Source organism: Algicola sagamiensis DSM 14643, assembly GCF_000374485.1.
GTDB classification, from domain to species: Bacteria; Pseudomonadota; Gammaproteobacteria; order Enterobacterales; family Alteromonadaceae; genus Algicola; species Algicola sagamiensis.
The window spans coordinates 211,931-235,812 of sequence record NZ_KB894491.1; the positions used below are offsets into that span (position 1 = coordinate 211,931).

Genomic DNA, 23,882 nt, shown 5'->3' on the forward strand with positions numbered 1-23,882 from the left:
TGGCCAAATTAACATCAGAAGCCACTACATCTGTTGCGTGACTTCAATCCCCAATAAATCCAAACCAAGTTTGAGTGTGCGCCCAACTAAGTCACATAGCATCAGACGGCTGTTCTTCAGTGCTGGTTCCACACCTTCTTTCAATACTGGGCAGGCTTCGTAGAAGCTCATATATTGGCTCGCCAGCTCAAACAAATATGCACAGAGGAAGTGTGGATAAGCATCTGCGATCACCTGATCAACCACTTCTTCAAATTGAAGCAATTTGAGTGCTAATGCCTTTTCTTGCTCTGCTTCAAGCTTGATATTATCCGTTAATGTTGCCGCATCAACACCTGCTTTTCTAAAGATACTTTGAACACGCGTATATGCATATTGAAGATAAGGTGCCGTTGCGCCATCAAAGCTGAGCATATGGTCCCAGTTGAAGGTGTAATCGCTTGTGCGGTTTTTTGATAAGTCAGCAAACTTCACAGCACCGATGCCCACCTTACGCGCGATCTCTTTCATCTCAGACTCACTGAGATCGGACTCACGCTCAGACATCAACTTCTCAGCACGCTCAACCGCTTCTTCAAGCAGTTCTGCCAGCTTGATTGTGCCACCAGTTCTGGTTTTGAACGGCTTGCCATCAGAGCCAAGCATCATCCCAAATGGGCAGTGCTCATAGGTTGTCTCTTCACGGATAAACCCAGCCTGACGACCGACGATTTGGATTTGATTGAAGTGCAATGACTGACGGTTATCCGTAAAGATAATGATCCGATCTGCATCGAGTTTGAATGAACGGTAACGCATCGCTGCCAGATCGGTTGTGCTATACAAGTAGCCACCACCAGACTTTTGAATGATCACCGCCATCGGCTCGCCTTCTTTGTTTTTCATTTCTTCAAGAAAAACAACCTGCGCTCCTTGGTCTTCAACTGCTAAGCCTTGCTCTTGTAACTCACGAACGACATTTGCTAGGTCATCGTTATAACCGCTCTCACCCATTACATCTTCACGTTTAAGTGTGACGTTGAGCTTTTCGTAAACTTCTTCACAGTGCTTCAAAGAAATATCGATAAAACGCTGCCATAATGCGAGACATTGCTCGTCACCACCTTGCAGCTTCACGACATAGTCACGTGCACGATCGGCAAAGCCTTCTTCGTCATCGAAGCGCTTTTTTGCCGCACGATAGAATTCTTCCAGATCAGACAGTGCTGTCTCTGCAATTTCGTTCGCCGCTAACTGATCGCTTAAATGCGCAAGCAGCATACCGAATTGTGTACCCCAGTCACCAATATGGTTTTGGCGGATCACTTTATCGCCGCGGAACTCCAGCGCACGTACAACCGCATCACCGATGATGGAAGAGCGCAGGTGACCCACGTGCATTTCTTTTGCCAGGTTTGGCGCTGAATAATCCACAACAACCGTCTGCGGGTTTTTACGGACAGACACACCAAGGCGAGCATCTTCACGTGCTGTACTTAGCGCATCCGCCAACCAGTCTTGATTCAAATGAATATTGATAAAACCAGGGCCTGCAATTTCAATCTCTGAGGCAATGCCATCTAATTCCAGATTATCGACAAGCTTTTGTGCGAGTTCGCGCGGGTTTGTTTTTAGTTTTTTTGCCGCACCCATGGCACCATTAATTTGATAGTCACCAAATCCAGCACGCTTACTTGGGGTCAGTGCTGGATTTGTATCTTCCGGGAGTCCGGCTGCAATCATGGCAGCCTGTGCTTTTTGTGTTAATAACTCTCTAATATTCATGCCATTTTATTCGCTAAATATTGGTCGCTTAAAAGGTATCGCTAAAAGTGCTCGTTTCAACAAAACGCGTTAGTGTTCACGGGTTTTACGGAAAGTTACATCCGGGTAGCGTTCGATGGCTAGATTTAAATTCACCATTGTCGGTGCAATATAAGTCAGATTATCACCACCATCCAGAGCCAGGTTTATGCTCGCTTTCCGGCGCAATTCTTCAATTTTCTTGGCGTCTTCTGAGTCAACCCAACGCGCCGTTGTCACATTTACGGATTCGTAGATGGCTTCAACGTTATATTCTGATTTTAAACGGTGAACAACGACATCAAACTGAAGGACACCAACCGCACCGACGATCAAGTCATTGTTATCAAGTGGACGGAAGACCTGAACCGCACCTTCTTCTGATAACTGAATCAACCCTTTTTGTAGCTGTTTTTGCTTCAATGGATCTTTCAAACGAATACGACGGAAAAGCTCTGGGGCGAAGTTTGGAATACCCGAGAACTTCATTTCTTCACCACCCGTAAAGGTGTCTCCGATTTGGATTGTACCGTGATTGTGCAATCCAATGATATCACCAGGATAAGCTTCTTCCACCTGTGCACGATCACCAGCAAGGAAGGTCAGAGCATCAGAAATTCTGACATCTTTGCCAATTCGCACATGGCGCATCTTCATCCCTTTTTCGTATTTACCTGAGCAAACACGCATAAAGGCAATTCGGTCACGGTGTTTTGGATCCATATTCGCCTGAATTTTAAAGACGAAACCACTGAATTTTGTATCGGTCGATTCAACTTCACGGACGTCTGTAGAACGAGAAAGCGGTGCTGGTGCCCAATCAACCAAACCGTCCAACATATGATCAACACCGAAGTTTCCGAGTGCAGTACCAAAAAAGACAGGGGTTAATTCACCCGCCAAGAATGCTGCCAAATCAAACTCATGAGATGCGCCCATGACCAGCTCCATTTCTTCCCGAAGCTGCTCAGCATAATCGCCAATTTTCTCATCCAGCTCAGGGTTATCAATGCCCTTGATCACCTCAGAGTCCTGGATCGTATGGCCCATGCTTTGCTGATAGAGGATCACTTCATCACGCAAAATATGGTAAACACCTTTGAATTCTTTACCCATGCCAATCGGCCAGGTCACTGGTGAACATGCGATGTTCAGAACTTCTTCAACTTCATCCATCAACTCAATTGGATCACGGATATCACGGTCCAATTTGTTCATGAAGGTTACAATTGGGGTATCACGCAGACGCGTCACTTCCATAAGCTTGATCGTCCGGTCCTCGACACCCTTCGCACCGTCAATCACCATCAAACAAGAATCAACAGCGGTGAGCGTTCGATATGTATCTTCAGAGAAGTCTTCGTGTCCAGGCGTATCAAGTAGGTTGACCAAAGCATCATGATAAGGAAATTGCATGACAGACGTTGTCACGGAAATACCCCGCTCCTTTTCCATCTCCATCCAGTCAGATTTTGCATGCTGACCTGATTTCTTTCCTTTCACAGTCCCTGCTTTTTGCAACGCCTGTCCAAACAAGAGAACTTTTTCGGTGATCGTTGTCTTACCGGCATCCGGGTGCGAGATGATTGCAAAGCACCTTCTACGCCTTACCTGCTCTTCGATTTGCTTATTTACCATAGGAATAAATCTTTAAATTTGTACACAGCCATGTACACACTTTTTGTGGTTACCCTATGTGTAAGGCCGCAAGTTAAAATTCGAATCGGCGAATTATATCAGACCTAGGTAAAATTGCTATGTAGCGCATGCTCTAAGGCTTGACCTCATACTAAAAATAGGTTTTATTTTATCCAAAATACAATAAAGCATATTAGGACACCACAAATGAACAAATCAGAACTCATCGCCAAAATTGCCCACGAAGCTGACATTCCAAAAACAACAGCAAGCAAAGCACTTAACGGCATTCTTGAATCTATCAGCTCAGCGCTTGAGGAAGGTGATCAAGTTTCACTCGTTGGCTTTGGTACATTCAAAGTGAATGAGAGAAAAGAGCGTCTGGGGCGTAATCCGCAGACAGGTGAATCAATGAAAATCGCAGCGGCTAAAGTGCCAAGCTTTTCTGCTGGGAAGTCGTTGAAAGAATTTGTGAATGGGTGATGCGTGAGCCGCAGGGTTAACTGCGGCAAATTTGGTTAAACCCAGCCTTGGGGAAAGAATTTATCTGACATTGATTTCCAGAAGTCGCGGAATCCAGAGTCTAACCAAGGGATCGGAAGCTGGTAGTCTTGAACAGTATCAAAAAAGTCATCTTTACGCGCTGAATTCCAGACTGTATAGCCCGGAATATCTGGCCCTCCAACACAGGGACCGCAACTTATCCCTATGTGTTCACCTCTAAATTCTATCGTTTCAGCAACTTTATCTGAAGGAATTCCGCCTAGACGTTCAGGAGTATCAAATCGTCTTAACTGTTTTGTAACCCAAGGTAATACCTCTAAAGGAAGCTCAACTTGGTTCGTCATGTATTTCCCTTTCTTCGTAGTAGAAAAGCTAAAAATGACTAGATGAGTTCCTTTGAAGTTGTAGAAATATTCATCTCTTTCTGGCTCCCAAAAATTTGGGTATGTGCCTAACAACAAAAACTCAGAAGGGATATGGTTATGATCTGTAATTTTAGGAACGTTTGTTAACATGATTTGTACTACCCTCTATTCCTTGTTGGCCGAATGTTCTCAATGATGGAAATCGCTCCTTCGTCTTTAAGCAAGCTTAATTTTTGAGGGGAGTGATCAATATTGTACGTCTCTACCACACCAAACTCTTGAGATACATCTTGGTTGTTATTTTTAGTCAACCCAGTGCCAAGAAAATCTTCATTTGCACCAGTATGCCTGTACAACTCAATTCGCGATTTTAGGTTTTTATTCTCTGAAGGAGAGAGTTCCTTATCTATTGAGAACTCCTTGAGTTTACTTGGATCCCAAAGGCTCATTTTTTCCTTTTCAGCCTCGTTATATATCTCATTGAAGTCTTCTTGGTATTCAGGCGTCATGATTTCTTCAACAATACCTTCTTCAAATCGGTGCTCAAGTTGCTCATCTGCAAATTCCCCGAGCTTTTCAAATGTAGGGACAAGGCTAACCGTTCCAGATATTTCCTTCGCTTTATGAGTATCGACTATCAATAGGCTGTAACTCTCTTCGGGGTCGTATGTTAAACCGAGTTTTTTGCAGATGATTTCTGGGTCTGTATCAGCATCTTCTAACTGATCGAACGTTGTAGACCAGTATTTGACACCCGTCCCTTCTCTTAGGTGAACAGGACCACCCATTTGACCACTGAGAGGGATATTTGGTGTATTCCGTTCATCCACTAAAAACTTCGATTCCATAAACCGAACATGGTATTGTTCGTTCGCAACGTTACCAAACTCAACCTGTGTTTTTAATTCGTCATCTGAATATTTGGGGCTATATCCTTCTGCTTTGATTTTCTCTCTTGATTCAGCCAACTTTTGTTTCGCATCTTTCAGCCCATCCGGTTCGACTTGTTTCGCTTCCATTTCGTCAATATCTACTGGTAAAACAGAGCATTGTTCACCGATGATCACCGTCGTATTACCAACGATGATCTTGCCGCCATGCTCTGTCGAGTCGCCCATTCTGGCAGCAGGTTTTCCATTGATAAAGACACCCGAGGAACCACTATTGATTGTATCTGGCGGGCCAACACAAACAATCTTATCCCCTTTTCGTGCAGCAGGGAGACCTCCGATAGAGACATCTGGCGAACCTTGTACGATTGGCCCACCGACATGGGGGACGGGTCCTGGTTCAACTTTGGGGCAAACGTGCATGTGTGTGAGTGTTGCGGCGGGTTTTCCCATCTTATTCTGACCTCTTCCTTTTGATTTGAGGCCATATTATTTCATCAAATCAATAGGCTGTGAAGATAGGTAAAATTTTTTAAACTAAAAAGTATTACGGATAGAAAAGCACTCAATGGAATCCACAAACAAGCGAGTCAATGAAAGTAACAACAGTTAAGGTGCCAAGCTTTTCGGCTGGGAATTCGTTGAAAGAATTTGTAAATGGGGGATTTTGGGAAATGGAATAAGGGTATGATAAATCAGCGAAAGCCTTTATAATCGGGTGCTCCCCAAGGTGCCGTTATTAGTGCAGCCCTTGAACCATGCGGACTAAGGTGGGATTTAATTTTTTGATTATTCTGGGGTTTGGGGCGAGGAGATTAAGCGTTTTTTGGGGATGGGGTGATGTGAGGTAACCTCAATAAGTTGGATTTTGTTCACAGATAAAACAAAACCTCGTCCATCAAGTACATACATCAAAAGGTGGAAACTCGATGGAACAACAGCAACAACATCAACAACAGCAGCAACAACTAAAAACTCCTACCAATCAATTATCATTTAGATATGGAGAAGGCTTTGAGAAAAAGCATGTGTTAGAGCCTGAATCAAACAAGATTGAAGATTATGTAAAAAACACTGGGGCAGAGGTGAAGAGTTTAGAAACAACGCGGTGCTTAATGACAAAGGATGGGGCATTGCAATAGACATGCTACACGATAAATATCAAACAAGTACGCTACAGCCCAATCAAGATTTAGAGATAAACTTAGGAGTAATAAGCGAAAACGACTTTAGTGCATATGGGTGTCAAACATATTTTTCAGGAAACTGGAAAAAGGTGGGGCAAGTTATAAATCCTGATTATTACAAATATAGTGATCATCTAAAAACAATACTGACTTCTAAAAGGGATGCTAACAACGAATATAGGCCCGTTCATGTGCGAGGGGAAAAGTAGAATATCGGCTGCAATTGAGAGATGAGGCTAACAATAGTTTTTGAAGTCATCGTTAGTCCTACTAATCTTATGCTATTTGTTCAACCCTCTTCACTCCACTCAATCCAACCTCATCACCCCAACAGTCAAATGCCCCAACGCACCAGTATTTTTCTCGAAGCACATTCGGTGTATCCGGCTTCTCATCATCATCGTATTTCTCAATCACGATATCAGTTTCAAGCTGGTCACCTTGATAAACTAGCGTGTCATCCGATGGGGTAAAATCTGGTGAATCTCCAGCCCACACTTTGTACCCTTCAAGGTCTGGTACAACGACTCGGTTCCAGTACAGTGTGAAAGAGGCATGTGTTTCGGTGTCTTGTCTAAGTCTTGTGCCTAAACCCCCTGGTGCATTTGGAATTGGGTTTTCGACTTCGAGTACGGCAGGCGTGGACGATTCAACGCTGTTGTTCAGACCCGTGACTTTCATCAATAGCCTGCGGTTGACATCCCCGTCGAATATCGCATCCTCGATGCTGTAGGTGTAGGACAGGCCCGTAATGTCCTTGAAGCGTTTCAATACGCCATTATTGAAGATGTATACTCGGTATCTGCGACATCATGACAGGCTTTGATGAATTTCATTCAACACATAATGCATAAAAAAGTTTTTTGCGCTTGCTTTGCCAAATAAAGAGACGTTTTTCAGTGCTGAAACAATTGCCTGATGTTGATTCTGTAATTCCTCTACAAATTTTATGGTATATGCAGGGAAACCAACGGGGATAATATCTTCATAGAACTGAGTGACTTGGTGGGTGGTATCAATGATCCCCATTGTGATTAATTCTTGGGTGATTTCATCTTGAGTCAATTCCGGCTTTTCTGAGCCCATCATCAGCTCCACGGTACATTTAAAGGGTGCTCCAAGCGGTTTATGCTCAGGGATATTGTTGTACAAAGTAATACGAAAACTCGACATCGATGGCTCCCAGCAGTAGATATGATAATTATCGACACAGAAAGGTTTATCGACGACAAAGTGCGCTAGTTGCGTTTTACGAAAGCTTGGTCGATAAGCGGGTTGATAGTTTACCTGACCGAGCTTCAACAATAAGAAAGGCGGGATCGTCCAATACAAGTGCTTGATGTTTATTTTCTGTCCTTGATCTAAACATCCACAAGTAATCTGCCCATTGTCGATATCAAGTGATTGCAACCCCACACCAGTCAACACTTTCACACCAACAGATTCTGCCTTGTTGAATAGCCGCTGTGTCCACAAATCAATTCCCTGGTGGTTTTTAGGATAATATTTATTGTATGGCGAAATGCCCTCCCGGAAAGACGCAAACCCTAAAACACGATCAAAGTTTTCTTCCTGCTTCAGCTCTCGCATCTGATCTGCTGAGCCAAGTACAAGCCGATTCAGCCCAAAAAGAAGATGTGCATTTGGATGAAGATCTTCCAATGTCGCACCCATCAATTTTTGCATGATCGGACCTATAAATGCTTTCGCGACAGTCTCACCATAAGTATTTTTAATCAGCGCTGACAAACTCTTCCCTGTATTGAATTGTGAAGTTTTGGTGCAAACACGCAACTCAGACAACGCTTGCGCAGCATATGAAGTTGAGGTTGCATTCAGTAATTGTGTTTGATTGAAATATTGACCAGCGAAGTAACTACCACCCGCTAAGGTTTTGAAAGCATAGAAATCATCATTGAGATCTGCATAAAGAAGTTCATTAAGCGCTTGATTGGTTGATTCAACAGGGCAATGAGAGCCATAATCGAAAAACAATCCAGGTGCTTTTTCAGTTGAACGTAATAACCCACCAACTGAAGATTCTTTTTCGATAAGATAAACAGGAGTCTGTGGGAATTTCTGCGCGGCTAAAATTGCCGTCACGATCCCGGCAATTCCCCCGCCTACCACTAGATTGACTGAGCTCATAAACCCAACCTCTTTTGCTCGCTCTTTATTATATCGGCTGAATGAAAACGATCTTTACCAACGACAAATCAACATATCTTCTCGGGTATAATGAAATGGTAAGGGAAGTGTTTGTGGCAATATATACGTCTCGTACCCCATATTGCGATAACGATGCATCATGGCCAAAACAATTGAGTCATCAAGAATATCCGCTTCTAGCTGGTTCCAATGCACTGGCGGGACCTCCTCTTGACCACTCCAGGCTTTATGAAATGCCTGCCCTTTTTCCGAACTTAAAAAACGTTTCTTTTTACTGTGATTGGCAATATCCCCTAACAAAAGTTGTCCGCCTGGGGCCAGCAAAGTGACCAAGGCATCCACAAATTTCAAATAAGAAATATCCTGCAACGCCAAGTGAAATACGCTGTAACAGATAATAATGTCCGCTCCGGTTTTGGTCAGCCCCTTGGGTAAGTCAACTTCTGGAAAAAAACCTTCAATTTTATGAATATGAGGTTCGTCATCCAATTGGGTCAGCATTTCTTCGCTATCTATCAAGTACAACTTTTGCTTGTTCTTTTTGGTGTACGCCATGAGTTCTTTCGCCGGAAGTGAACAACCACAACCGACATCCAACACAATGTCACATGACTCTTGAAAACGTGTCATTTTTTGCAGCACATCTTTGAAAATATACTTCTCATTTTCTACCTGCGAATCAAACCGGCCGACCTTCTCTGTTGGGCTCTCTTTATCTTTTGCAAATTGACGATATAGATCGTAGGCATCTTTCATGACTTTTTATCCTTAAACTCCTCAATCAAATGATGCGTTTCTTCACAATAAGGCTGGTTCCAGTTCTCTCGATACACAATCTTCATATCCCGAATATAGTCCTGCCACATCGACAACATCTTGCGGACAATTTTGAGCGTTTCTTTTTCATCCTCAAAAGAGAACAACATCATCCGGATCGTCGCATGAGCATAGGTGACAGAACCATCCAACAAAAAGTACAAATGACGATATGTTGTCTGCGCGAAAGAAGCGACATAGCGAGATTGCTTTTGCAGCGCTTTTGACACCTCACTTCTTGATTTGAATGGCCCTTTGACTTGATCCACCATGTCATCACACATTTCATCAAATTGATCCAAATGAATGAGCGCCTCGAAATCTTTTGCGGTGTAATAGGGTTTTTCGAACGCATGGTCTTTCAAGTATGTCACTAGCTCTTCTTTGGCAAAGTCGACATCCATGATCATTACATCTTCTGGATAAACCGAGAATGCACTTTCAATTTTTGCCCCATCACTACAGTTAAAGCAGTTCACTTTCACTAATTGCAACAGGCGTTCTAAGAAAAAGCGCCCAGTGTCATAAAAATGGGAGGTATACACGACGCCACCAAAGTTTCCTTCTACTTCCAAGTCTTTTTGCGCGACGATTTTGGATAATGCTTTTTTCTCATTGCCATCAGCATCGTAATAAACACTACTTTTCGAATGATGGTAAGATAGGTCTTTGTAGCCATTATCAATCCCGAATAAATAAATATCTTTGAATCCAAAGGCCACCGCATAGGCCAACGCAGTATTCGCCACTAGTGGATTACAGAATGAAAAATGCCTGAATTTGCGTTTCGTATCCAAAAACTGATATTCAATGACGCTCCCTGCCTCACCCGGCTTGATCCCCGACCCACTCCACTTGAACAATTGCAATGCATCAGGATGCATAATATTCACTGTTAGGAAGTTAAGCTGTTTACAGGTTTCTCTTCCTAGCACTTCGACGTACCAATCGGTCGTGAATGATGTTCGCTCAAGAGAGATCTGAAAATCTGGAATGATCCCAAGCTTGATCAATGTTGCCCCCGCAGAACCGCAGGCAATCACTACGGCTTTATGTTCATTCTCTTTTAAGACTTCAATACACTGATCGAGTGAGGGGCCATTTCCCACCAAAAAAACAGGCATATTTTGATACTTTCGAGGAAGTTTAATTTCAGCCAGTAGTGTCGGAATATTCGCTTTGATATTCCGGTATGCTTGGGAGACGCTGATCACGGCATCATCGAAAAATCCCCACCCCATCGCAGTCAGGTGATATTCTTCCTGGAATCGCTCAATAATCTTCGTCAATGCTTCGGATGGGTAATGCTGATAAATCAGTGCTCTCGTTGCCACTGAGGTGCCTTTATCACGAATTTCATCCAAAAAGTCTTGAGTAAAATACTCAAACGTTGTACCAATCGTTAAATAAAGACAGCCACCGGATTCATCAATATGTTTGAGTAGGCTTTCCCAATCAAAACAGCACAAACTCGCATAAAAAAACTCATTACGTGGTTCACAAATAAATAAATGCTCAACTTCCACTTTTTCTAATAAAAATGGTAAGTGATAGCCTAAACCCATCCCAAACATTACGACGCAACCAATCCTATCTGGGACTTGCGAGATCGGCTTCATCTTTTCCCTCGCCTCATAGTACAACTCACTGATGGCGTTCATATGTTTGAGATGAATAAACCCGAGGGGGTTGTCTTCGCCACGTTTGAAATGAATGGAACTAAAAGTAGGATTGGAAAGTATCTGTTCGACCTGAGTTTTACTCTGCGCGATGGGGTCTTGATCGTAAATGGGCACATTTTTGATGGGGTCGATCGCATTGCCCATGCCATCTTCATTGGGAAATAGCTTGATGTCGTCGTGGTAATCTTGGAATTTTTTGGCGATGTCTGGAATATACTTTTCGAAGGCTTTAAGGTTTTTCTGTCGTCTTTTTTCGCATTCACGAAGAAAGAGGTGCTCGCTTGTATATTGTTGTTGGAGCTGAAGAAGCAGCTGTTCTGCTTCTTTCAGCGTTTTGGCAATTTCATCCATTGGGTTTTGCAGCGCATGATCAGTAGTTATGTTTTTCGTAGGAGCTGATTGCTTTTTTACTGCGCTGAAGTTGAGTCAATTGCTCCCCGAGTTTTTTTTGTACTTCTTGACTATTCAAGGACATTTCATCAATTAAATCAAGAAGTGCCTGATAAGACGTTAAATTTTCCGGAGACAGTGTTTGAGATTGTAAAAAGTCCTGAACCTGCTTTGAGATGTCATCTGCAAGCAGCTGCGCTTGCTCTAAATCCATTGCTTCCAATGCAACATCCATCGCTTCTTTACTTGTTTGTGCGTGCTTCAATAATACTGCGATCTCCATCATTAACCACCCGATGCCGCAGCTTGCTTTTCGAAGGCTTCTTCTCTTGCAGAAACAGGGATTGCATCCCAAGCGCCTTTGATTTCCACCAGCAGCGCCATGACTTCATCCAATGGCTCCTGTTCTAAATTGATACTCGCATCCATTACACGGTTAATCATGTACTCATACAAACCATCTAGGTTTTGTGCCAGCTCTCCGCCGACTTCAAAATCCAACGCACCGCGAAGGGAGTGCAAAATTGCAGTGACTTTGGATAGAAGTTGGCTTTTCGCTTCCAAGTCTTTGCGTTCAATCGCGCCTTTTGCTTGTGCGAGACGCTCCAGCGCGCCTTGCATCAGCATCTGAATGATGCGATGCGGATCGGCAGCGGATAGTTCACTCCGAATATTGTCCTTCTGGTACGCTTTAATACTTCTATTTTGCATTCAAATACCTTTTCGTCATCAGCTCTTATTGGTAAATCCAGGTAGACTGGACAATGCTTGCGTTAATCCAGCACTTGTTGAGCTCAAAGATGCAACCAAGCTATCTAAAGCTGCGTATTGTTGACGAAGCGTTTCTTCCAGCTTAATCATTCGAAAATCTAAATCATCAAAATCTTTTTGGACTGCCCTTAATTCAACATTCACGCTATCTTCACGCTTCGTAAATATACCACCTGAGCCAAGATATGGGTCAACGAATGAAAGTAATTGTGTAGCGACCCCATTGGTTGCATCCGCAAAAATTGTTCCGATATCATCAAAGGAATCATTCGCAGCAGAATCAAACTTGGTTGAATCCAGACTGAGCTTCCCTTTATTATCAATTTCAACGCCAACATCATACAGCGTTTCTAAGTTCCCTGCGCCTGGAACCGTTGAGCTTAATGTTTTAAATAGTTGATTTTCCAATGTACGTAAAGAAGTATCACCACCTAAACCACCGGCTGGACCTGTGACAGCATCAATTGTATCCTTGAGCGTGTTGTATGCTTCGATAAAAGAGTTGATATTTTCCTTGGTTTTTTCTTTGTCAGTCAGGATTTCCAGTTTCGCATTTTCGTGCGTGCCACTGCCGTCCGTTTTTAGCGTATTGTCTTTTAGAGTTATCGTGACATCTTGAATGACATCTGTAAGCGTATTTGATGCACTAGAGACTGCAATACCATCAATCACAGCATTTGCATTTGCTGCCTGCTCACCAGCAGCAATATTCATTGAACCACCAGCCCCAGAGCCAGTTGCATCCACCGTTGCTGCAGTTAACTCAGCCGTACTTGCCGTAACAACAAGATTATTTGCAGAACCCGTTTCACTTGAAGTGTAAACAAGGCGTGCATCCGTCGCACTTGTATTAATGATGTTGGCACTCACGCCAAAATTATCAGACTTATCGTTAATCGCTTCTCTTAAATCGGCTAAAGTCGCCCCTGCAGCAAGTGTGACATCAAAAGTTTTTGAACCCGCAGTAAATGTCAGCGTACCACCAGAAGCTGTCACAACAGTCGAACTACCCGATGCAAAGGCGGCAGATTCTGCTCGCGTTCCTTGTGCGAGATTCGTGACTTCGACATCAAACGTCCCCGGTGTCGCATTACTTGTCGCCGTTGCGGTAAATACTTCACCTTTCGATGGTTGTGTGATGTTTGTCGTACGTTGTTGGAATTTTGAGATTTGATTCAGTTCTTTAAGCGCTGTTTGCAGACTGCTCAGTGCAGATTTGACACTGCCAATCCCTGAAAGCTCGACGGATAGCAGCGATTTACGTGTCTTCAGCTGATTTTCACGTGGTGTTCGCTCAGCGTTTAAAGTCGCTTGTATGATATCTTCTAGGGGTAAGTTAGACCCTACACCCGCCGATGTAACTTGTGGCATAATATTTCACTCCGTTTTTACTGCAAATAAAGTGCCGTTAGACGCTGCTATCAAAGACCAGACCCGTGGCATTACCTAGTTCATCGGCCAGTTGCTGGATTTTTTTAGCAACTTTTAAAAATTCTTCCGATGGAATTTGCCGAATGACATCATCAGTCTCAGCATCAAAGACTGTCACGATCTGTTTTCCAGCGTCTTCATCCACACGAAATTGTAATGTCGTGTTAGTGATAGGCACAAGTTCGTTGATTGCTGTAATCGTTTGTTCCAAGGCTTCAAATGGTCTTGCTTCGAGTGCTTCTTGCGTCTCTTTGACCTTTTGTGCCGCTTGTTTCGCCTGAACGTTTTCTACCGGAGTATCCTTCGCTTTATCTTGAGAAGGTTGCGACAAATCGGTATTAACGCGAGACGAAGATGTTGCCGGCAACTCGGTATTCGAAAGCCGATCAGTTGCCACTGATAATACATCGTTCGCCATGACATACCTCCAAACTAGAGAACCGATACTTGACAAGTACTCTACTATCAAGTATCGGCTATTTCTATTATTTATCCTATTTTCAATTATCCAAGTAGCGATAACGCGATTTGTGGTCGCTGATTCGCCTGAGCCAGAATCGATGTACTCGCTTGTTGAAGTACTTGCGCTCTAGTCAATGCTGCTGTTTCCGTTGCAAAGTCCGCATCCATGATCCGTGAACGCGCAGCGGAGAGATTTGCTGAGATGTTCGTTTGGTTTCGGATTGTAGATTGAAAACGGTTTTGTGCAGCACCTAACTCAGCACGCTTTCTATCAACCACCGCAACAAGCACATCAATATTTGCCAGAATCGACTGTGCATTTGCCGCAGTACTCACAGATAAAGTTGTAGTGGATTTAAAATAGGATGAAGCATTTGTTGCAGTATTGTCTAAAGCTGTTGCCGCCGCAGCAATCCCAGAAAGTTGAAAACCGCCTGTGACACTGATTTGTGCACCAGAGTTTGAAGTCACCGCCGTTAAAGTAAAGGAAATGGTTTGGTTCGCATTCGCACCAACTTGGAATGCAGCATTATAGGAGCCATTTAATAAATTTTGGCCACCGAATGTTGTATCCGTTGCAATCCGATTGATCTCAGAGCGTAAATCATGTACTTCTTGTTGAATCGAAAGACGGTCTGTATCCGTATTAGAACCATTTGACGCTTGTTGTGCCAATGTCCGCATCCGTTGCAGCATCGTCGTCATCTCATCCAATGCACCCTCAGCGGTTTGCGACAGCGAGATACCATCATTTGCATTTCGGATCCCTTGGTCTAGCCCCTGAATTTGAGAGGTCAAACGATTCCCAATTTGCATTCCCGCTGCATCATCAGATGCACTATTGATTCGTAACCCTGACGATAAGCGCTTGAATGCTTGATCCAACGCCAGTCCAGATGTCAGTAACTGACGCTGAGCATTCATCGCAGATGAATTTGTATTTACAAATAAAGTCATAATAGCCTCCTCAAAAGCTTTGTCACTGGACCGTTTCCGACACGGAAATCAAGCCCTGTATAAGCCAGTCGCCCAAACCGGCTTTTTGCCCGATAAACCGTTTCCTATCGGAAACAGTCCAATGAGAAAATCACACGATGCCCAAATTTTTTGTGTAACCTCTCATAGCTGTTATCGGCGGTCAAAAATTAGACTTTAGGAAAATTTTTAAATTTTTAAAATTAATTTTCATTCGACTGTTTTTTATGCACTTTTTTACGAAAAAAATTTCTAAAGCAGCCTTTTTTTAGAAAGTTTTCAGCTTTTTTCAAAAAATTTTTGTTGAATTGATGCTTAGAAATCTAGGCAATCTGCGAAGGCTTATGCTTGATATCGAGGGATGATATACGGACTTTAAAACGAAAAAGGCACGACCATCATAGCCGCACCGAAAGGAAGAAGATTGCCTTGGGAGAGGGTTAGCCCAGTAAAGACAGGGCTGTTTGTGGACGTTGGTTCGCCTGAGCAAGAATCGATGTACTCGCTTGCTGTAGGATTTGCTCTTTCGTCAATTTCGCAGTTTCTGCCGCAAAGTCTGCATCTTGGATACGAGAACGTGCTGCTGAAAGGTTCTCATGGATGTTCGACTGATTACGGATTGTTGATTGGAAACGGTTCTGCACCGCACCAAGCTCTGCACGCTTACGGTCAACCACCGCAATCAACGAGTCGATGTTTGCAAGGACTGATTGAGCATTTGTTGCAGAACTTACAGACAATGTCGTGTTCGACTGGAAGATTGCTGATGCATTCTCACCATTTGGGTCAAGCGTTGATGCCGCACCGGAAATACCGGAAAGCGCAAATCCACCATTCAGTGAAAGTTGTGCACCAGAGTTTGCCTTTACCGCTGACATCGTGAATGAAATAGTCTGGTTTGCATCTGCACCTACCTGGAAGGTACCGTTGTATGAACCATCAAGCAGGTTCTGGCCACCAAAAGTTGTATCAGACGCAACACGGTTGATTTCTTCACGAAGCGCTAAGACTTCTTGTTGCAGTGAGAGACGATCAGCGTCTGTATTTGAACCATTCGCTGATTGCTGTGCGAGTGTTCTCATTCTTTGCAACATATTGGTGACTTCATCCAAAGCGCCTTCTGCCGTTTGCGCCAATGAAATCCCGTCGTTTGCATTTCGGTTACCCTGCTCAAGACCCGCAATTTGGGATGTTAAGCGGTTTGAAATTTGTAGGCCCGCAGCATCATCTGCTGCTGAGTTAATTCTTAACCCTGAAGAAAGACGTTTAAACGCATCATTCAGTTCGTTACCAGAGTTGATTAATTGACGTTGCGCATTTAACGCCGAGGTATTGGTATTTACAAATAAAGCCATAACAGCCTCCACTTCGTTTACTCTTTCTGTGCTTTGTTGTTGGAACACATCCAGACTTCAGCAAACACATCTACATCTATCGCTTTCGAATACCATCCTTCATCAGGATCTTTCGTCTCTGGCAAAATCGAGTCTTCAATGTCTCGCCAGTGGAACAAGAAAAGTGCGTTTTCTCTTGCTGTAAATTGTATCGGCCCTCCACTTAATAACTTTAACAATTTTTTATCATTTGGAGAATCAATAGCTTAACTGGGATAAAAATGCATCCATCAGAAATATTTTAGACATTTATTTGTACAACTTTTAAACAATTTAATATCCATCAAGGTACATTTAATGAGTTAAAACTCTATTATTGAAAAATAAATGTTAATTTATTTACTCATTAATGATCTCAGCATGTCGATCAAATAAGGTTGATATCTAACTCACAAAAAGTCCGTTATTCCCCTAAAGTCACGAGGGATAGTTTTAATAAGAGGAACGGATTTAAGGAAATTGCGATGCTTGGACAAGAGCGTTGGCAGGAAGTTGTTGCGAAAGTCGCCACCTGGTTTATTGCAGAAGAAATAAAATACTTCGAAGATGCAACAGAAGTCTTGACGTGACTCCATAAAAAACGTCATTATCTGTCGCAACTTGATTAGCGGTTAATTGTGAATATAAAACAAACACACCAGTTCGATTTTTATACGGTTCGTGTGATTTTTTTATGGTTGAACACAAAGACATAGACTTTCAACCGATGAACGTGCTTATAATAGGTAAATAGACTAATTTTCACTTCCGGCAAACCATTCTCTTAGACCCCCGTTGTCCATGTCAATGCAGTAGCCTCGGTAATTTGATGTTTAACCTGAATACTTCTTACGGATGAAAGAACGCGCTGATTTAGAAATTGAAATAAAAAGTCATGGACGCTTCCTACGTCAAGCGCGTAAGAAGTCGAAATTGACCCAAGAGAAACTGGCAGAAAAACTCGACTGCTCCGTCCGTCATATTCAAAACATAGAGGCAGGCCATACTGACCCTAGTTTTAGTTTGGCAAGACGGTGGCTGAGCGTGACCAAAGACTGGCGCACGTTCTTTGAAGTGATTTTGATGCCGACGATAGATATAGAAGAAGAAAATGAAAACCATGTTCAAGAAGCAGATGAATAAACACTCTTTATTAGTAGACACACAACAAAAGATGGCGCAATTAACTTCATTTGAGTGTTCTCAAATTAATGGAAGTGGTACCGGTAATCTTGCAGATAATCGTCCAAAGTTAGAGTCTGTTCGTTTAGACACACTTCATCAACAATTTACCCCAGTTAACAACCCCTAGTGAATTTTAACGATCATCCTTAATCTAGTGTAAATGCCATCATGCCAATCTTAACTCTCACTCACCAATGGTGTACGGTCTCTAAATATATAAACCCTTTCTATGCAATAGAACATGGTCAGTCGCTATTCAGCGACCAAATATAAAAATTGAGGTTATGATGGAACGTGTTGCTAAATTCTCTTTACATGCTGTGTCACTATTACTGGTCGCTTCATTACTATCATGGATCGCAATAAGTTATGATCACTCCTATGTTACAACAACATGTTGTGCGCTGGCTTATATTTATTTGTTGATTACACATTGGAGAAAACGCTCAACGCGATTTATTACTGTCATTTTTTCTATTGGAATGGTTCTGAACCAAAGCATAACTTGGGGGATAACACAGATCCAGGCCAGCCTCACCACATATTTGGTCGTTGGTAGCATATTCGACTGCATTATGTGGTGGGTCATGACAAATTACGATAAAGTTGCGAATTTCGTTGGTTACCAACTTCCTAAAGGTGCATTATTTTTTCAAGTATTGACCATTGGTAAACTATATATATTGAGTATTGTGATTAATCTGCTGTTTCTATGTTCACTGCCGCTGTATTACGGGGATATGCTAAAACAACCTGCAATCTTTTTTGATAGTTATTTTGAAGAAATAAAGATTTTTATCTCGATCCTCATTTATCTAAATGTTTGGTCGATTTTGTTCGACGCTGACTCATTAGAGATCTTGAAGCGGCGAAAATCACAAGCCAACTCAGGCTAATTCACCTTAAGGAGCTGCTTTCAGCTCCTTTTTTATTTGATTTATCACCAGTTTTGAAGCCCAAAATCAAAAATACGCATTTTCCTTCGTGGTTTATGTCCCGATATCGGCTTAACATCCTTATTAATCAATAACATTCAAAGTCTTGGCACTTCCCCCTGCTGTGTCGTGATGGAAAAAAACAAATCAAATTTGAAAAATCGTAAATTATGGAGTCTCCGATGAAACAAGGCAAACCGACCGCACTCAATATTCGTTCTGTTGAAGTAGAAGAAAGCGCACTTCTTGCTGACTGGTTAAGAACAAAAAGAAAAGAAAAGGGGCATACAATGCGCTCATTAGCCGAACTCATCAACACTTCTCATTCTTTTGTTGGTAAGGTTGAGAAAAGAGAGCGCCGTTTAGACGTCGTCGAGTTTGTCCGCTATTGCAATGCATTAAACATTGACCCATATGAAGGATTAAGTGCAGTCATGCAGCAAAGCAATGACTCAGAATTTCTAAACGCTGAGTGTGCATAATATTCATACACCCCAATTGAAATGCCTGAGCGATATATGCTCAGGTATTTTTTATTCCTTCCATCAAACTGACACTTCTTTGCACTCTATATCAGACCCTTACCTGAGTTCCATTTAAAATTCAATACAGCTGTACTGATCCATATGATCAAGTCAGTGACATCCTTTATACGCCCTGTATGACTCGAGGTGATCTTCTATGTCGTTTCGGAAAAGCTTTCCCTTCTTGAACAAAACCAGACTTATCATCCTGCTTCTATCAGCCTGTATGGTGGGTATCGGACTCTCACTCATGACAACGCCAGTGAAGACACCAGCAAAGCCAGCGACTGAAAAAAGACAGCTCGTCGAAGTACAAACCATTCAACGAGCGGACTACGCGCCTGCATTTACAGGACAGGCACGTGTTGAAGCTGCAAATGAAACCAAAATTCATGCACAAGTGAATGCAGTGATCCATACGATCCAAGTCAAACCAGGGCAACAGGTTACAAAAGGACAGACTCTCTTTACTTTGGATAATCGTGCATTCGAATTTATTGTCGCACAGCAGGCGGCTGAATTATCGGATGCACAAGCCAAGCTTCAAGAAGAACTAGGACAACAAGAAGCAGCGGCTCGACAATACAAGACCTATCAACAAAAGCTTTCTCCAGCAGCAGAAACACTTTTTCTCAGAAAACCACAAGTTTCTTCTGCAAAAGCCTGTGTTGAAAAAGCACAAGCGTCTTTGGATGCCGCGAAATTGGATCTCGCAAATACAGTCGTTAAGGCACCTTATGATGGGGTCATTTCTGACAAAGCACTGTCCCAAGGTGCCTATGCAACAAGCCAATCCCATGTCCTCACCCTTGTCGGAACAGAACAATTTTGGCTCAAGCTACAACTCCCAAATCATACACAAAAGTGGTTTAACCAAACAAATCTTCAAGATATTTCGGTCAAACTCTCCTCTCAAGCGGGCGAACAAATTATTGGAAAAGTGGCAAACCTTTCCCCTGTTTTGTCCAAAGATACCATGACGGCTGAAGCATTGATCACGATTGATCAACCGCTGGCAGCAAGCTTGCCTATTCGGGTCAATGATATGCTTCATGCGACCTTAACGCTCCCCAATGTTCAACATGCTCTGGCTATTGATAGTGAATACCTTCGCAACGGAAATCAGGTCTGGATACTGGATAAAGAGAATAACCTCGATATTCGAGAAGTGACGCTCTCCCATGCAAGCCCAGAAAGTTCCCTCATCGAAAGTGGCCTTCAACCTGGTGATCAAGTGATCACCACCTATTTGTCCAGTCCCGTGGTTGGTATGAAGCTCAGCATCGCCAAACAAGATGAGATTCAAGTGGCGCAGCAACGCGAGACTAGCCGATGAATCAATCCAAAATAATCACAACTGGACCACTGGCTTGGATGGCCAAAAACCCCGTCACAGCAAATCTAATGATGTTATTTTTTCTCATTGGGGGGTTGGTTTTTGCTTGGCATGTCAAGAAAGAGGTCTTCCCGGATTTCACCCTAGACATTGTCAATATCAAGATCTCATATCCAGGCGCGACTCCCGAAGAAATTGAAAAAGGCACATTACTGGCCATCGAAAACCAAATTCAGGGCTTAGATGGGATCGCTGAAATTGAATCAACAGCAAGTGAGAATTCAGGACAGGTATCCATTGAGTTAACCAAAGATGCATCAGCCCTACAGCTCTACCAAGATATTCAACAAAAGGTTTCGACAATTTCCACCCTCCCTGATGGTGTAGAAAAGGTAAACGTCAGCTTGGCAACCAAGCAAAAGGAAGTCATGACGCTGCAACTCTATGGCCCGTTAAACGACTGGCAGTTGCGCCAACAAGCTGAAAGTATCAAGACTTCACTACTGAACCATGCTCAAATCACTCAAGTAGAAATATCTGGTGCACGCGATTACGAAACGCAAATTGAAATCTCAGCCGCAACATTACAAAAATACAAACTCACTTTTCAGGAAATAGCCAAAGCAATTCAAACACAGCGTGAAGAAACCACACTTGGTGTGATTGAAAGCGCAAAAGGTGATGTCGCCCTGCAAATCAAGGAAAACAAATATTGGGCATCTGAGTACGGACATATTCCTGTGATCAAGCGTCAAGATGGCACAATTGTATTACTGAATGAGCTGGCAACCATCAAAGACAGCTTTGAAAGCACAAATCGCGCATATACCTTTAATGGCAAACCCAGTATAGCCATCGAGATATACCGTATTGGTGATGAAACACCAACGGATGTTGCAAATGCAACTCGAGAAGTGATTGGACAACTTGATCTCCCCAACCAAGTTGAAGTGACAATTGTCAGTGATATGTCACAAACTTATCGTGATCGCTTGGAGCTATTGCTGAAGAATGCGTTTATCGGGCTACTCCTCGTTTTAGTATTACTCGCGTTATTTTTAGAGTTCAAACTCGCTTTTTGGGTCACAATGGGGATCCCGACAGCATTCCTTGGTGCATTTATTTTCCTACCAGCCCTCGATTTATCCCTGAATATGATCTCGATGTTCGCCTTTATCATTGCGCTCGGGATCGTCGTTGATGATGCTGTCATTGCAGGTGAAAACATTTTTGAGTGCCGTCAAAAGGGCATGTCATTGATGGCATCCGCTGTCGAAGGCGTAAAAGCAGTGGCTGTCCCACTGACATTTAGTATTTTGACCAATATCTTTGCCTTTATGCCGCTGTATTTTCTTCCAGGGTTTTTAGGCAAAATATTCAGTACAATCCCTATGGTGGTCACGGCAGTTTTCTTGATTTCCTGGATAGAAGCCCTCTTGATTATGCCTGCACATTTAGCCCATAGTAAACCCTCAGAAAAGGGCATCTGGAAATGGCTGAATATGCCCCGCCACTGGTTTGATATAAAGTTGAATGTATTTATTCACACCATCTTTCAACCTGTTTTGAAGCAAGCTCTCGCCTATCGATACCTATCGCTTTGCTTCGGGCTGTCATTAATGTTCATCATGCTGTCCTATGCCAGCAGTGGACGTATGGGCTTTAGTCTAATGCCACGCATTGAATCTGATAAAGCGGTAGTCACTGCAACCCTGCCCTATGGTGCGCCTGAGATCCAGGCAGAAAAAGTACTCACTCAGCTGAAAAACGGTCTTAGTAAAGGGATAGAGAGTATCGAAGCCGACCCATTCACAACAGATGATCTGATCCGAGGAATTGAAACACGCATCACCGACACATCTGTCCAAGTGATTGTCTATGAAACGGCTGCGGATGTTCGACCAATCAGCACGGGAGAGTTCATCCAACGCTGGCGCAGTGCTACCGGAGATGTGATTGGTGCTGAGTCTGTTCGTTACCAGTCGGATCTTGGTGGGCCGGGTGGTGGTGCTGGACTGACCCTGAAACTCACCCATTCAGATACTGAGATACTGGAAACTGCAAGTGCCTATCTGGTCAATCAATTAAACGGCTATGCAGATATCAGTGACATTAAAAATGAAGCATCGAAAGGTCGCCCTCAACTGAATGTCACTCTGACACCCGCAGCACAAATTCTTGGTTTTGATCCACAAGAAATTCGAACGCAAGTCCGTAGCGCTTTCTTTGGTCAAAAGGTATTGAGCCAACAACGCGGTGATCAGGAAGTTGACGTGATGCTTAGTCTCCCTGAAAGTGAAAAAAACCAACTGGCCACATTCAACCACCTGATGCTAAAAGCACCTTCAGGTGACTATGTGCCGTTGATCCAACTGGTGAAGATCGACTACGGTACATCTGTCGATAGTATTTCGCGCGTTGATGGCAAACGTGTCGTCACAGTCTCTGCCAATGTAAAAGACCAAGAGAAAGTTAATCAACTCATGGCAACAATCGAAGCTGAGGTTTTACCTGAGTTTTCCAATAAGTTTCCTAATATTTCTTGGTCTTATGGCGGCAGGCAAGCAGATACAAAGGACAGTATTCAATCCCTCTTGATGAGCTTCGCCGTCACACTACTCATTTTGTACGCAACTCTCGCAATCCCATTTAAAAGTTACCTGCAACCGCTTTCTGTCATGTTGGCGATCCCCTTTGGAATATTCGGGGCGCTGCTTGGGCATTTGCTGATGGGCTATAGCCTGAGCCTGATTAGTATCTTGGGGATCATCGCCCTATCCGGCATTGTTGTGAATGATAGCCTGGTGATGATCGTCTACGCAAATGAGCTGAGAGATAAAGGCAACACCGCTCTTGAAGCGATTTTGGGCGGTGCTATGCGCCGATTCCGGCCAATATTACTTACGACCCTGTCAACCTTTGGTGGCTTGGCACCCATGATATTTGAAACATCAATTCAAGCAAAATTCCTTATCCCCATGGCCATCTCTTTGGGGTACGGTATTTTATTCGCCACAGCGATTACTCTTATCCTGCTGCCCTGTTTGTATCTCGCTTTGGATGATTTAAGCCAGCGATTCAGCTCTTCTCATTCCAATGAACTACTCACGAAAAGCAACCCTACGTCTATTACCCCATAGACAACCAATATGGCCGAGCACATCTGTGCTCAGGCCATATTTTCTTCCAAAGAACATATTCAGAATCAAACAATTATAGATATGATGAAATTAACATTGAAAGTTCACATAAAAACTTACATAGTGTGTTACACTTTCAGCGAGACCGATTTCAATCAGTAAGGGGACGGACATGCAAAAAGAACTCACACCTCAAGAAGAAGAGTCCTGGGTACCGTACTACCAGACGAAATAAATGACTGTAGACCCGAGGAGAGCGACCTAAAATAAAGATTTAGAGCTCTCCTTTCATTCCTTCCATTCACCTTTTCACTGATCAATCAACGA

22 protein-coding genes and 2 pseudogenes are annotated in these 23,882 nt (G+C 43.1%); 9 read left to right on the forward strand and 15 right to left on the reverse strand.

Annotated elements, in window-relative coordinates:
• Nucleotides 1–24: 24 nt before the first annotated feature.
• Both argS and prfC read right to left on the reverse strand, forming a co-directional pair.
• Nucleotides 25–1,764: an arginine--tRNA ligase gene (gene argS, locus C505_RS0100955; protein ID WP_018690724.1), complete on the reverse strand. Its 1,740-nt coding sequence runs from the start codon at nt 1,762–1,764 to the stop codon at nt 25–27.
• 69 nt (nt 1,765–1,833) lie between these two features.
• Nucleotides 1,834–3,420 (reverse strand): peptide chain release factor 3, encoded by a 1,587-nt coding sequence (gene prfC, locus C505_RS0100960; RefSeq protein ID WP_018690725.1) that lies wholly within the window; start codon nt 3,418–3,420, stop codon nt 1,834–1,836.
• A gap of 192 nt (nt 3,421–3,612) precedes the next feature.
• Here prfC and C505_RS0100965 point away from each other — a divergent pair, with 192 nt between their 5' ends.
• Nucleotides 3,613–3,903, forward strand: a complete 291-nt coding sequence (locus C505_RS0100965; RefSeq protein ID WP_281167105.1) for an HU family DNA-binding protein — start codon at nt 3,613–3,615, stop codon at nt 3,901–3,903.
• Between the two features lie 35 nt (nt 3,904–3,938).
• Here C505_RS0100965 and C505_RS0100970 read toward each other — a convergent pair whose 3' ends face one another.
• Both C505_RS0100970 and C505_RS24870 read right to left on the reverse strand, forming a co-directional pair.
• On the reverse strand, nt 3,939–4,439 hold the full coding sequence (locus tag C505_RS0100970; RefSeq protein ID WP_018690727.1) for a hypothetical protein: 501 nt from the start codon (nt 4,437–4,439) through the stop codon (nt 3,939–3,941).
• A gap of 905 nt (nt 4,440–5,344) precedes the next feature.
• Nucleotides 5,345–5,632, reverse strand: a pseudogene (locus tag C505_RS24870) (PAAR domain-containing protein); the annotation flags it as partial.
• A 122-nt stretch (nt 5,633–5,754) separates the two neighbouring features.
• Between C505_RS24870 and C505_RS24180 the strand changes: the two are divergent.
• Nucleotides 5,755–5,862, forward strand: a pseudogene (locus C505_RS24180) (hypothetical protein); the annotation flags it as partial.
• A gap of 246 nt (nt 5,863–6,108) precedes the next feature.
• Entirely contained in the window at nt 6,109–6,321 is a 213-nt protein-coding gene (locus C505_RS0100985) for a hypothetical protein (RefSeq protein ID WP_018690729.1), read from the forward strand.
• Between the two features lie 321 nt (nt 6,322–6,642).
• Here the strand turns inward: C505_RS0100985 and C505_RS0100995 are convergent, their stop codons facing one another.
• From C505_RS0100995 to C505_RS0101045, 11 genes are all read right to left on the reverse strand, one after another.
• Complete coding sequence (locus C505_RS0100995) at nt 6,643–7,137, reverse strand: hypothetical protein (protein ID WP_157368707.1); 495 nt, start codon at nt 7,135–7,137, stop codon at nt 6,643–6,645.
• A gap of 39 nt (nt 7,138–7,176) precedes the next feature.
• Nucleotides 7,177–8,514 carry an NAD(P)-binding protein gene (locus C505_RS0101000; protein ID WP_018690732.1) on the reverse strand — a complete coding sequence of 446 codons (1,338 nt, stop codon included), beginning with the start codon at nt 8,512–8,514 and terminating at the stop codon, nt 7,177–7,179.
• 54 nt (nt 8,515–8,568) lie between these two features.
• Nucleotides 8,569–9,291, reverse strand: coding sequence for a methyltransferase domain-containing protein (locus C505_RS0101005; RefSeq protein WP_018690733.1), 723 nt, complete (start codon nt 9,289–9,291; stop codon nt 8,569–8,571).
• Nucleotides 9,288–11,384, reverse strand: coding sequence for a motility associated factor glycosyltransferase family protein (locus C505_RS0101010; RefSeq protein ID WP_018690734.1), 2,097 nt, complete (start codon nt 11,382–11,384; stop codon nt 9,288–9,290). The genes C505_RS0101005 and C505_RS0101010 overlap by 4 nt, the downstream gene beginning before the upstream one ends.
• A gap of 19 nt (nt 11,385–11,403) precedes the next feature.
• On the reverse strand, nt 11,404–11,706 hold the full coding sequence (locus tag C505_RS0101015; protein WP_211215037.1) for a hypothetical protein: 303 nt from the start codon (nt 11,704–11,706) through the stop codon (nt 11,404–11,406).
• Between the two features lie 2 nt (nt 11,707–11,708).
• Nucleotides 11,709–12,134: a flagellar export chaperone FliS gene (fliS, locus tag C505_RS0101020; RefSeq protein WP_018690736.1), complete on the reverse strand. Its 426-nt coding sequence runs from the start codon at nt 12,132–12,134 to the stop codon at nt 11,709–11,711.
• An 18-nt stretch (nt 12,135–12,152) separates the two neighbouring features.
• The gene (fliD, locus tag C505_RS0101025; RefSeq protein ID WP_018690737.1) at nt 12,153–13,565 is read right to left on the reverse strand and encodes a flagellar filament capping protein FliD; all 1,413 of its coding nucleotides are present in this window, start codon (nt 13,563–13,565) and stop codon (nt 12,153–12,155) included.
• A gap of 37 nt (nt 13,566–13,602) precedes the next feature.
• The gene (locus C505_RS21045) at nt 13,603–14,043 is read right to left on the reverse strand and encodes a flagellar protein FlaG (RefSeq protein WP_018690738.1); all 441 of its coding nucleotides are present in this window, start codon (nt 14,041–14,043) and stop codon (nt 13,603–13,605) included.
• Nucleotides 14,044–14,129: 86 nt separating this feature from the next.
• The gene (locus tag C505_RS0101035; RefSeq protein WP_018690739.1) at nt 14,130–15,044 is read right to left on the reverse strand and encodes a flagellin N-terminal helical domain-containing protein; all 915 of its coding nucleotides are present in this window, start codon (nt 15,042–15,044) and stop codon (nt 14,130–14,132) included.
• 458 nt (nt 15,045–15,502) lie between these two features.
• Complete coding sequence (locus C505_RS0101040) at nt 15,503–16,417, reverse strand: flagellin N-terminal helical domain-containing protein (protein WP_018690740.1); 915 nt, start codon at nt 16,415–16,417, stop codon at nt 15,503–15,505.
• Nucleotides 16,418–16,434: 17 nt separating this feature from the next.
• Nucleotides 16,435–16,635: a hypothetical protein gene (locus C505_RS0101045; protein WP_018690741.1), complete on the reverse strand. Its 201-nt coding sequence runs from the start codon at nt 16,633–16,635 to the stop codon at nt 16,435–16,437.
• A 198-nt stretch (nt 16,636–16,833) separates the two neighbouring features.
• Here C505_RS0101045 and C505_RS24920 point away from each other — a divergent pair, with 198 nt between their 5' ends.
• The 6 genes from C505_RS24920 (at nt 16,834) to C505_RS0101080 (ending at nt 23,555) form a co-directional block, all read left to right on the forward strand.
• Nucleotides 16,834–17,025 (forward strand): SpoIIAA family protein, encoded by a 192-nt coding sequence (locus C505_RS24920; RefSeq protein ID WP_407636610.1) that lies wholly within the window; start codon nt 16,834–16,836, stop codon nt 17,023–17,025.
• 265 nt (nt 17,026–17,290) lie between these two features.
• Nucleotides 17,291–17,578, forward strand: a complete 288-nt coding sequence (locus C505_RS21050) for a helix-turn-helix domain-containing protein (RefSeq protein WP_018690743.1) — start codon at nt 17,291–17,293, stop codon at nt 17,576–17,578.
• 329 nt (nt 17,579–17,907) lie between these two features.
• A complete protein-coding gene (locus C505_RS0101065; RefSeq protein ID WP_018690745.1) occupies nt 17,908–18,516 on the forward strand; it encodes a hypothetical protein in 609 nt (202 codons plus the stop codon).
• Nucleotides 18,517–18,737: 221 nt separating this feature from the next.
• Nucleotides 18,738–19,037 (forward strand): helix-turn-helix domain-containing protein, encoded by a 300-nt coding sequence (locus tag C505_RS21055; RefSeq protein ID WP_051090572.1) that lies wholly within the window; start codon nt 18,738–18,740, stop codon nt 19,035–19,037.
• A 199-nt stretch (nt 19,038–19,236) separates the two neighbouring features.
• Nucleotides 19,237–20,415 carry an efflux RND transporter periplasmic adaptor subunit gene (locus tag C505_RS0101075; protein ID WP_083938191.1) on the forward strand — a complete coding sequence of 393 codons (1,179 nt, stop codon included), beginning with the start codon at nt 19,237–19,239 and terminating at the stop codon, nt 20,413–20,415.
• On the forward strand, nt 20,412–23,555 hold the full coding sequence (locus tag C505_RS0101080) for an efflux RND transporter permease subunit (RefSeq protein WP_018690748.1): 3,144 nt from the start codon (nt 20,412–20,414) through the stop codon (nt 23,553–23,555). Before C505_RS0101075 ends, C505_RS0101080 begins: the two co-directional genes overlap by 4 nt.
• Nucleotides 23,556–23,882: the final 327 nt, after the last annotated feature.

What these genes read in the sequence shown, in the direction of transcription:
- argS (WP_018690724.1), bottom strand. Translation starts at nt 1,764, where the DNA reads ATGAATATTAGAGAGTTATTAACACAAAAAGCACAGGCTGCCATGATT.
- prfC (WP_018690725.1), bottom strand. Translation starts at nt 3,420, where the DNA reads ATGGTAAATAAGCAAATCGAAGAGCAGGTAAGGCGTAGAAGGTGCTTT.
- C505_RS0100970 (WP_018690727.1), bottom strand. Translation starts at nt 4,439, where the DNA reads ATGTTAACAAACGTTCCTAAAATTACAGATCATAACCATATCCCTTCT.
- C505_RS0100985 (WP_018690729.1), top strand. Translation starts at nt 6,109, where the DNA reads ATGGAACAACAGCAACAACATCAACAACAGCAGCAACAACTAAAAACT.
- C505_RS0101000 (WP_018690732.1), bottom strand. Translation starts at nt 8,514, where the DNA reads ATGAGCTCAGTCAATCTAGTGGTAGGCGGGGGAATTGCCGGGATCGTG.
- C505_RS0101005 (WP_018690733.1), bottom strand. Translation starts at nt 9,291, where the DNA reads ATGAAAGATGCCTACGATCTATATCGTCAATTTGCAAAAGATAAAGAG.
- C505_RS0101010 (WP_018690734.1), bottom strand. Translation starts at nt 11,384, where the DNA reads ATGGATGAAATTGCCAAAACGCTGAAAGAAGCAGAACAGCTGCTTCTT.
- C505_RS0101015 (WP_211215037.1), bottom strand. Translation starts at nt 11,706, where the DNA reads ATGGAGATCGCAGTATTATTGAAGCACGCACAAACAAGTAAAGAAGCG.
- fliS (WP_018690736.1), bottom strand. Translation starts at nt 12,134, where the DNA reads ATGCAAAATAGAAGTATTAAAGCGTACCAGAAGGACAATATTCGGAGT.
- fliD (WP_018690737.1), bottom strand. Translation starts at nt 13,565, where the DNA reads ATGCCACAAGTTACATCGGCGGGTGTAGGGTCTAACTTACCCCTAGAA.
- C505_RS21045 (WP_018690738.1), bottom strand. Translation starts at nt 14,043, where the DNA reads ATGGCGAACGATGTATTATCAGTGGCAACTGATCGGCTTTCGAATACC.
- C505_RS0101035 (WP_018690739.1), bottom strand. Translation starts at nt 15,044, where the DNA reads ATGACTTTATTTGTAAATACAAATTCATCTGCGATGAATGCTCAGCGT.
- C505_RS0101040 (WP_018690740.1), bottom strand. Translation starts at nt 16,417, where the DNA reads ATGGCTTTATTTGTAAATACCAATACCTCGGCGTTAAATGCGCAACGT.
- C505_RS21050 (WP_018690743.1), top strand. Translation starts at nt 17,291, where the DNA reads ATGAAAGAACGCGCTGATTTAGAAATTGAAATAAAAAGTCATGGACGC.
- C505_RS0101065 (WP_018690745.1), top strand. Translation starts at nt 17,908, where the DNA reads ATGGAACGTGTTGCTAAATTCTCTTTACATGCTGTGTCACTATTACTG.
- C505_RS21055 (WP_051090572.1), top strand. Translation starts at nt 18,738, where the DNA reads ATGAAACAAGGCAAACCGACCGCACTCAATATTCGTTCTGTTGAAGTA.
- C505_RS0101075 (WP_083938191.1), top strand. Translation starts at nt 19,237, where the DNA reads ATGTCGTTTCGGAAAAGCTTTCCCTTCTTGAACAAAACCAGACTTATC.
- C505_RS0101080 (WP_018690748.1), top strand. Translation starts at nt 20,412, where the DNA reads ATGAATCAATCCAAAATAATCACAACTGGACCACTGGCTTGGATGGCC.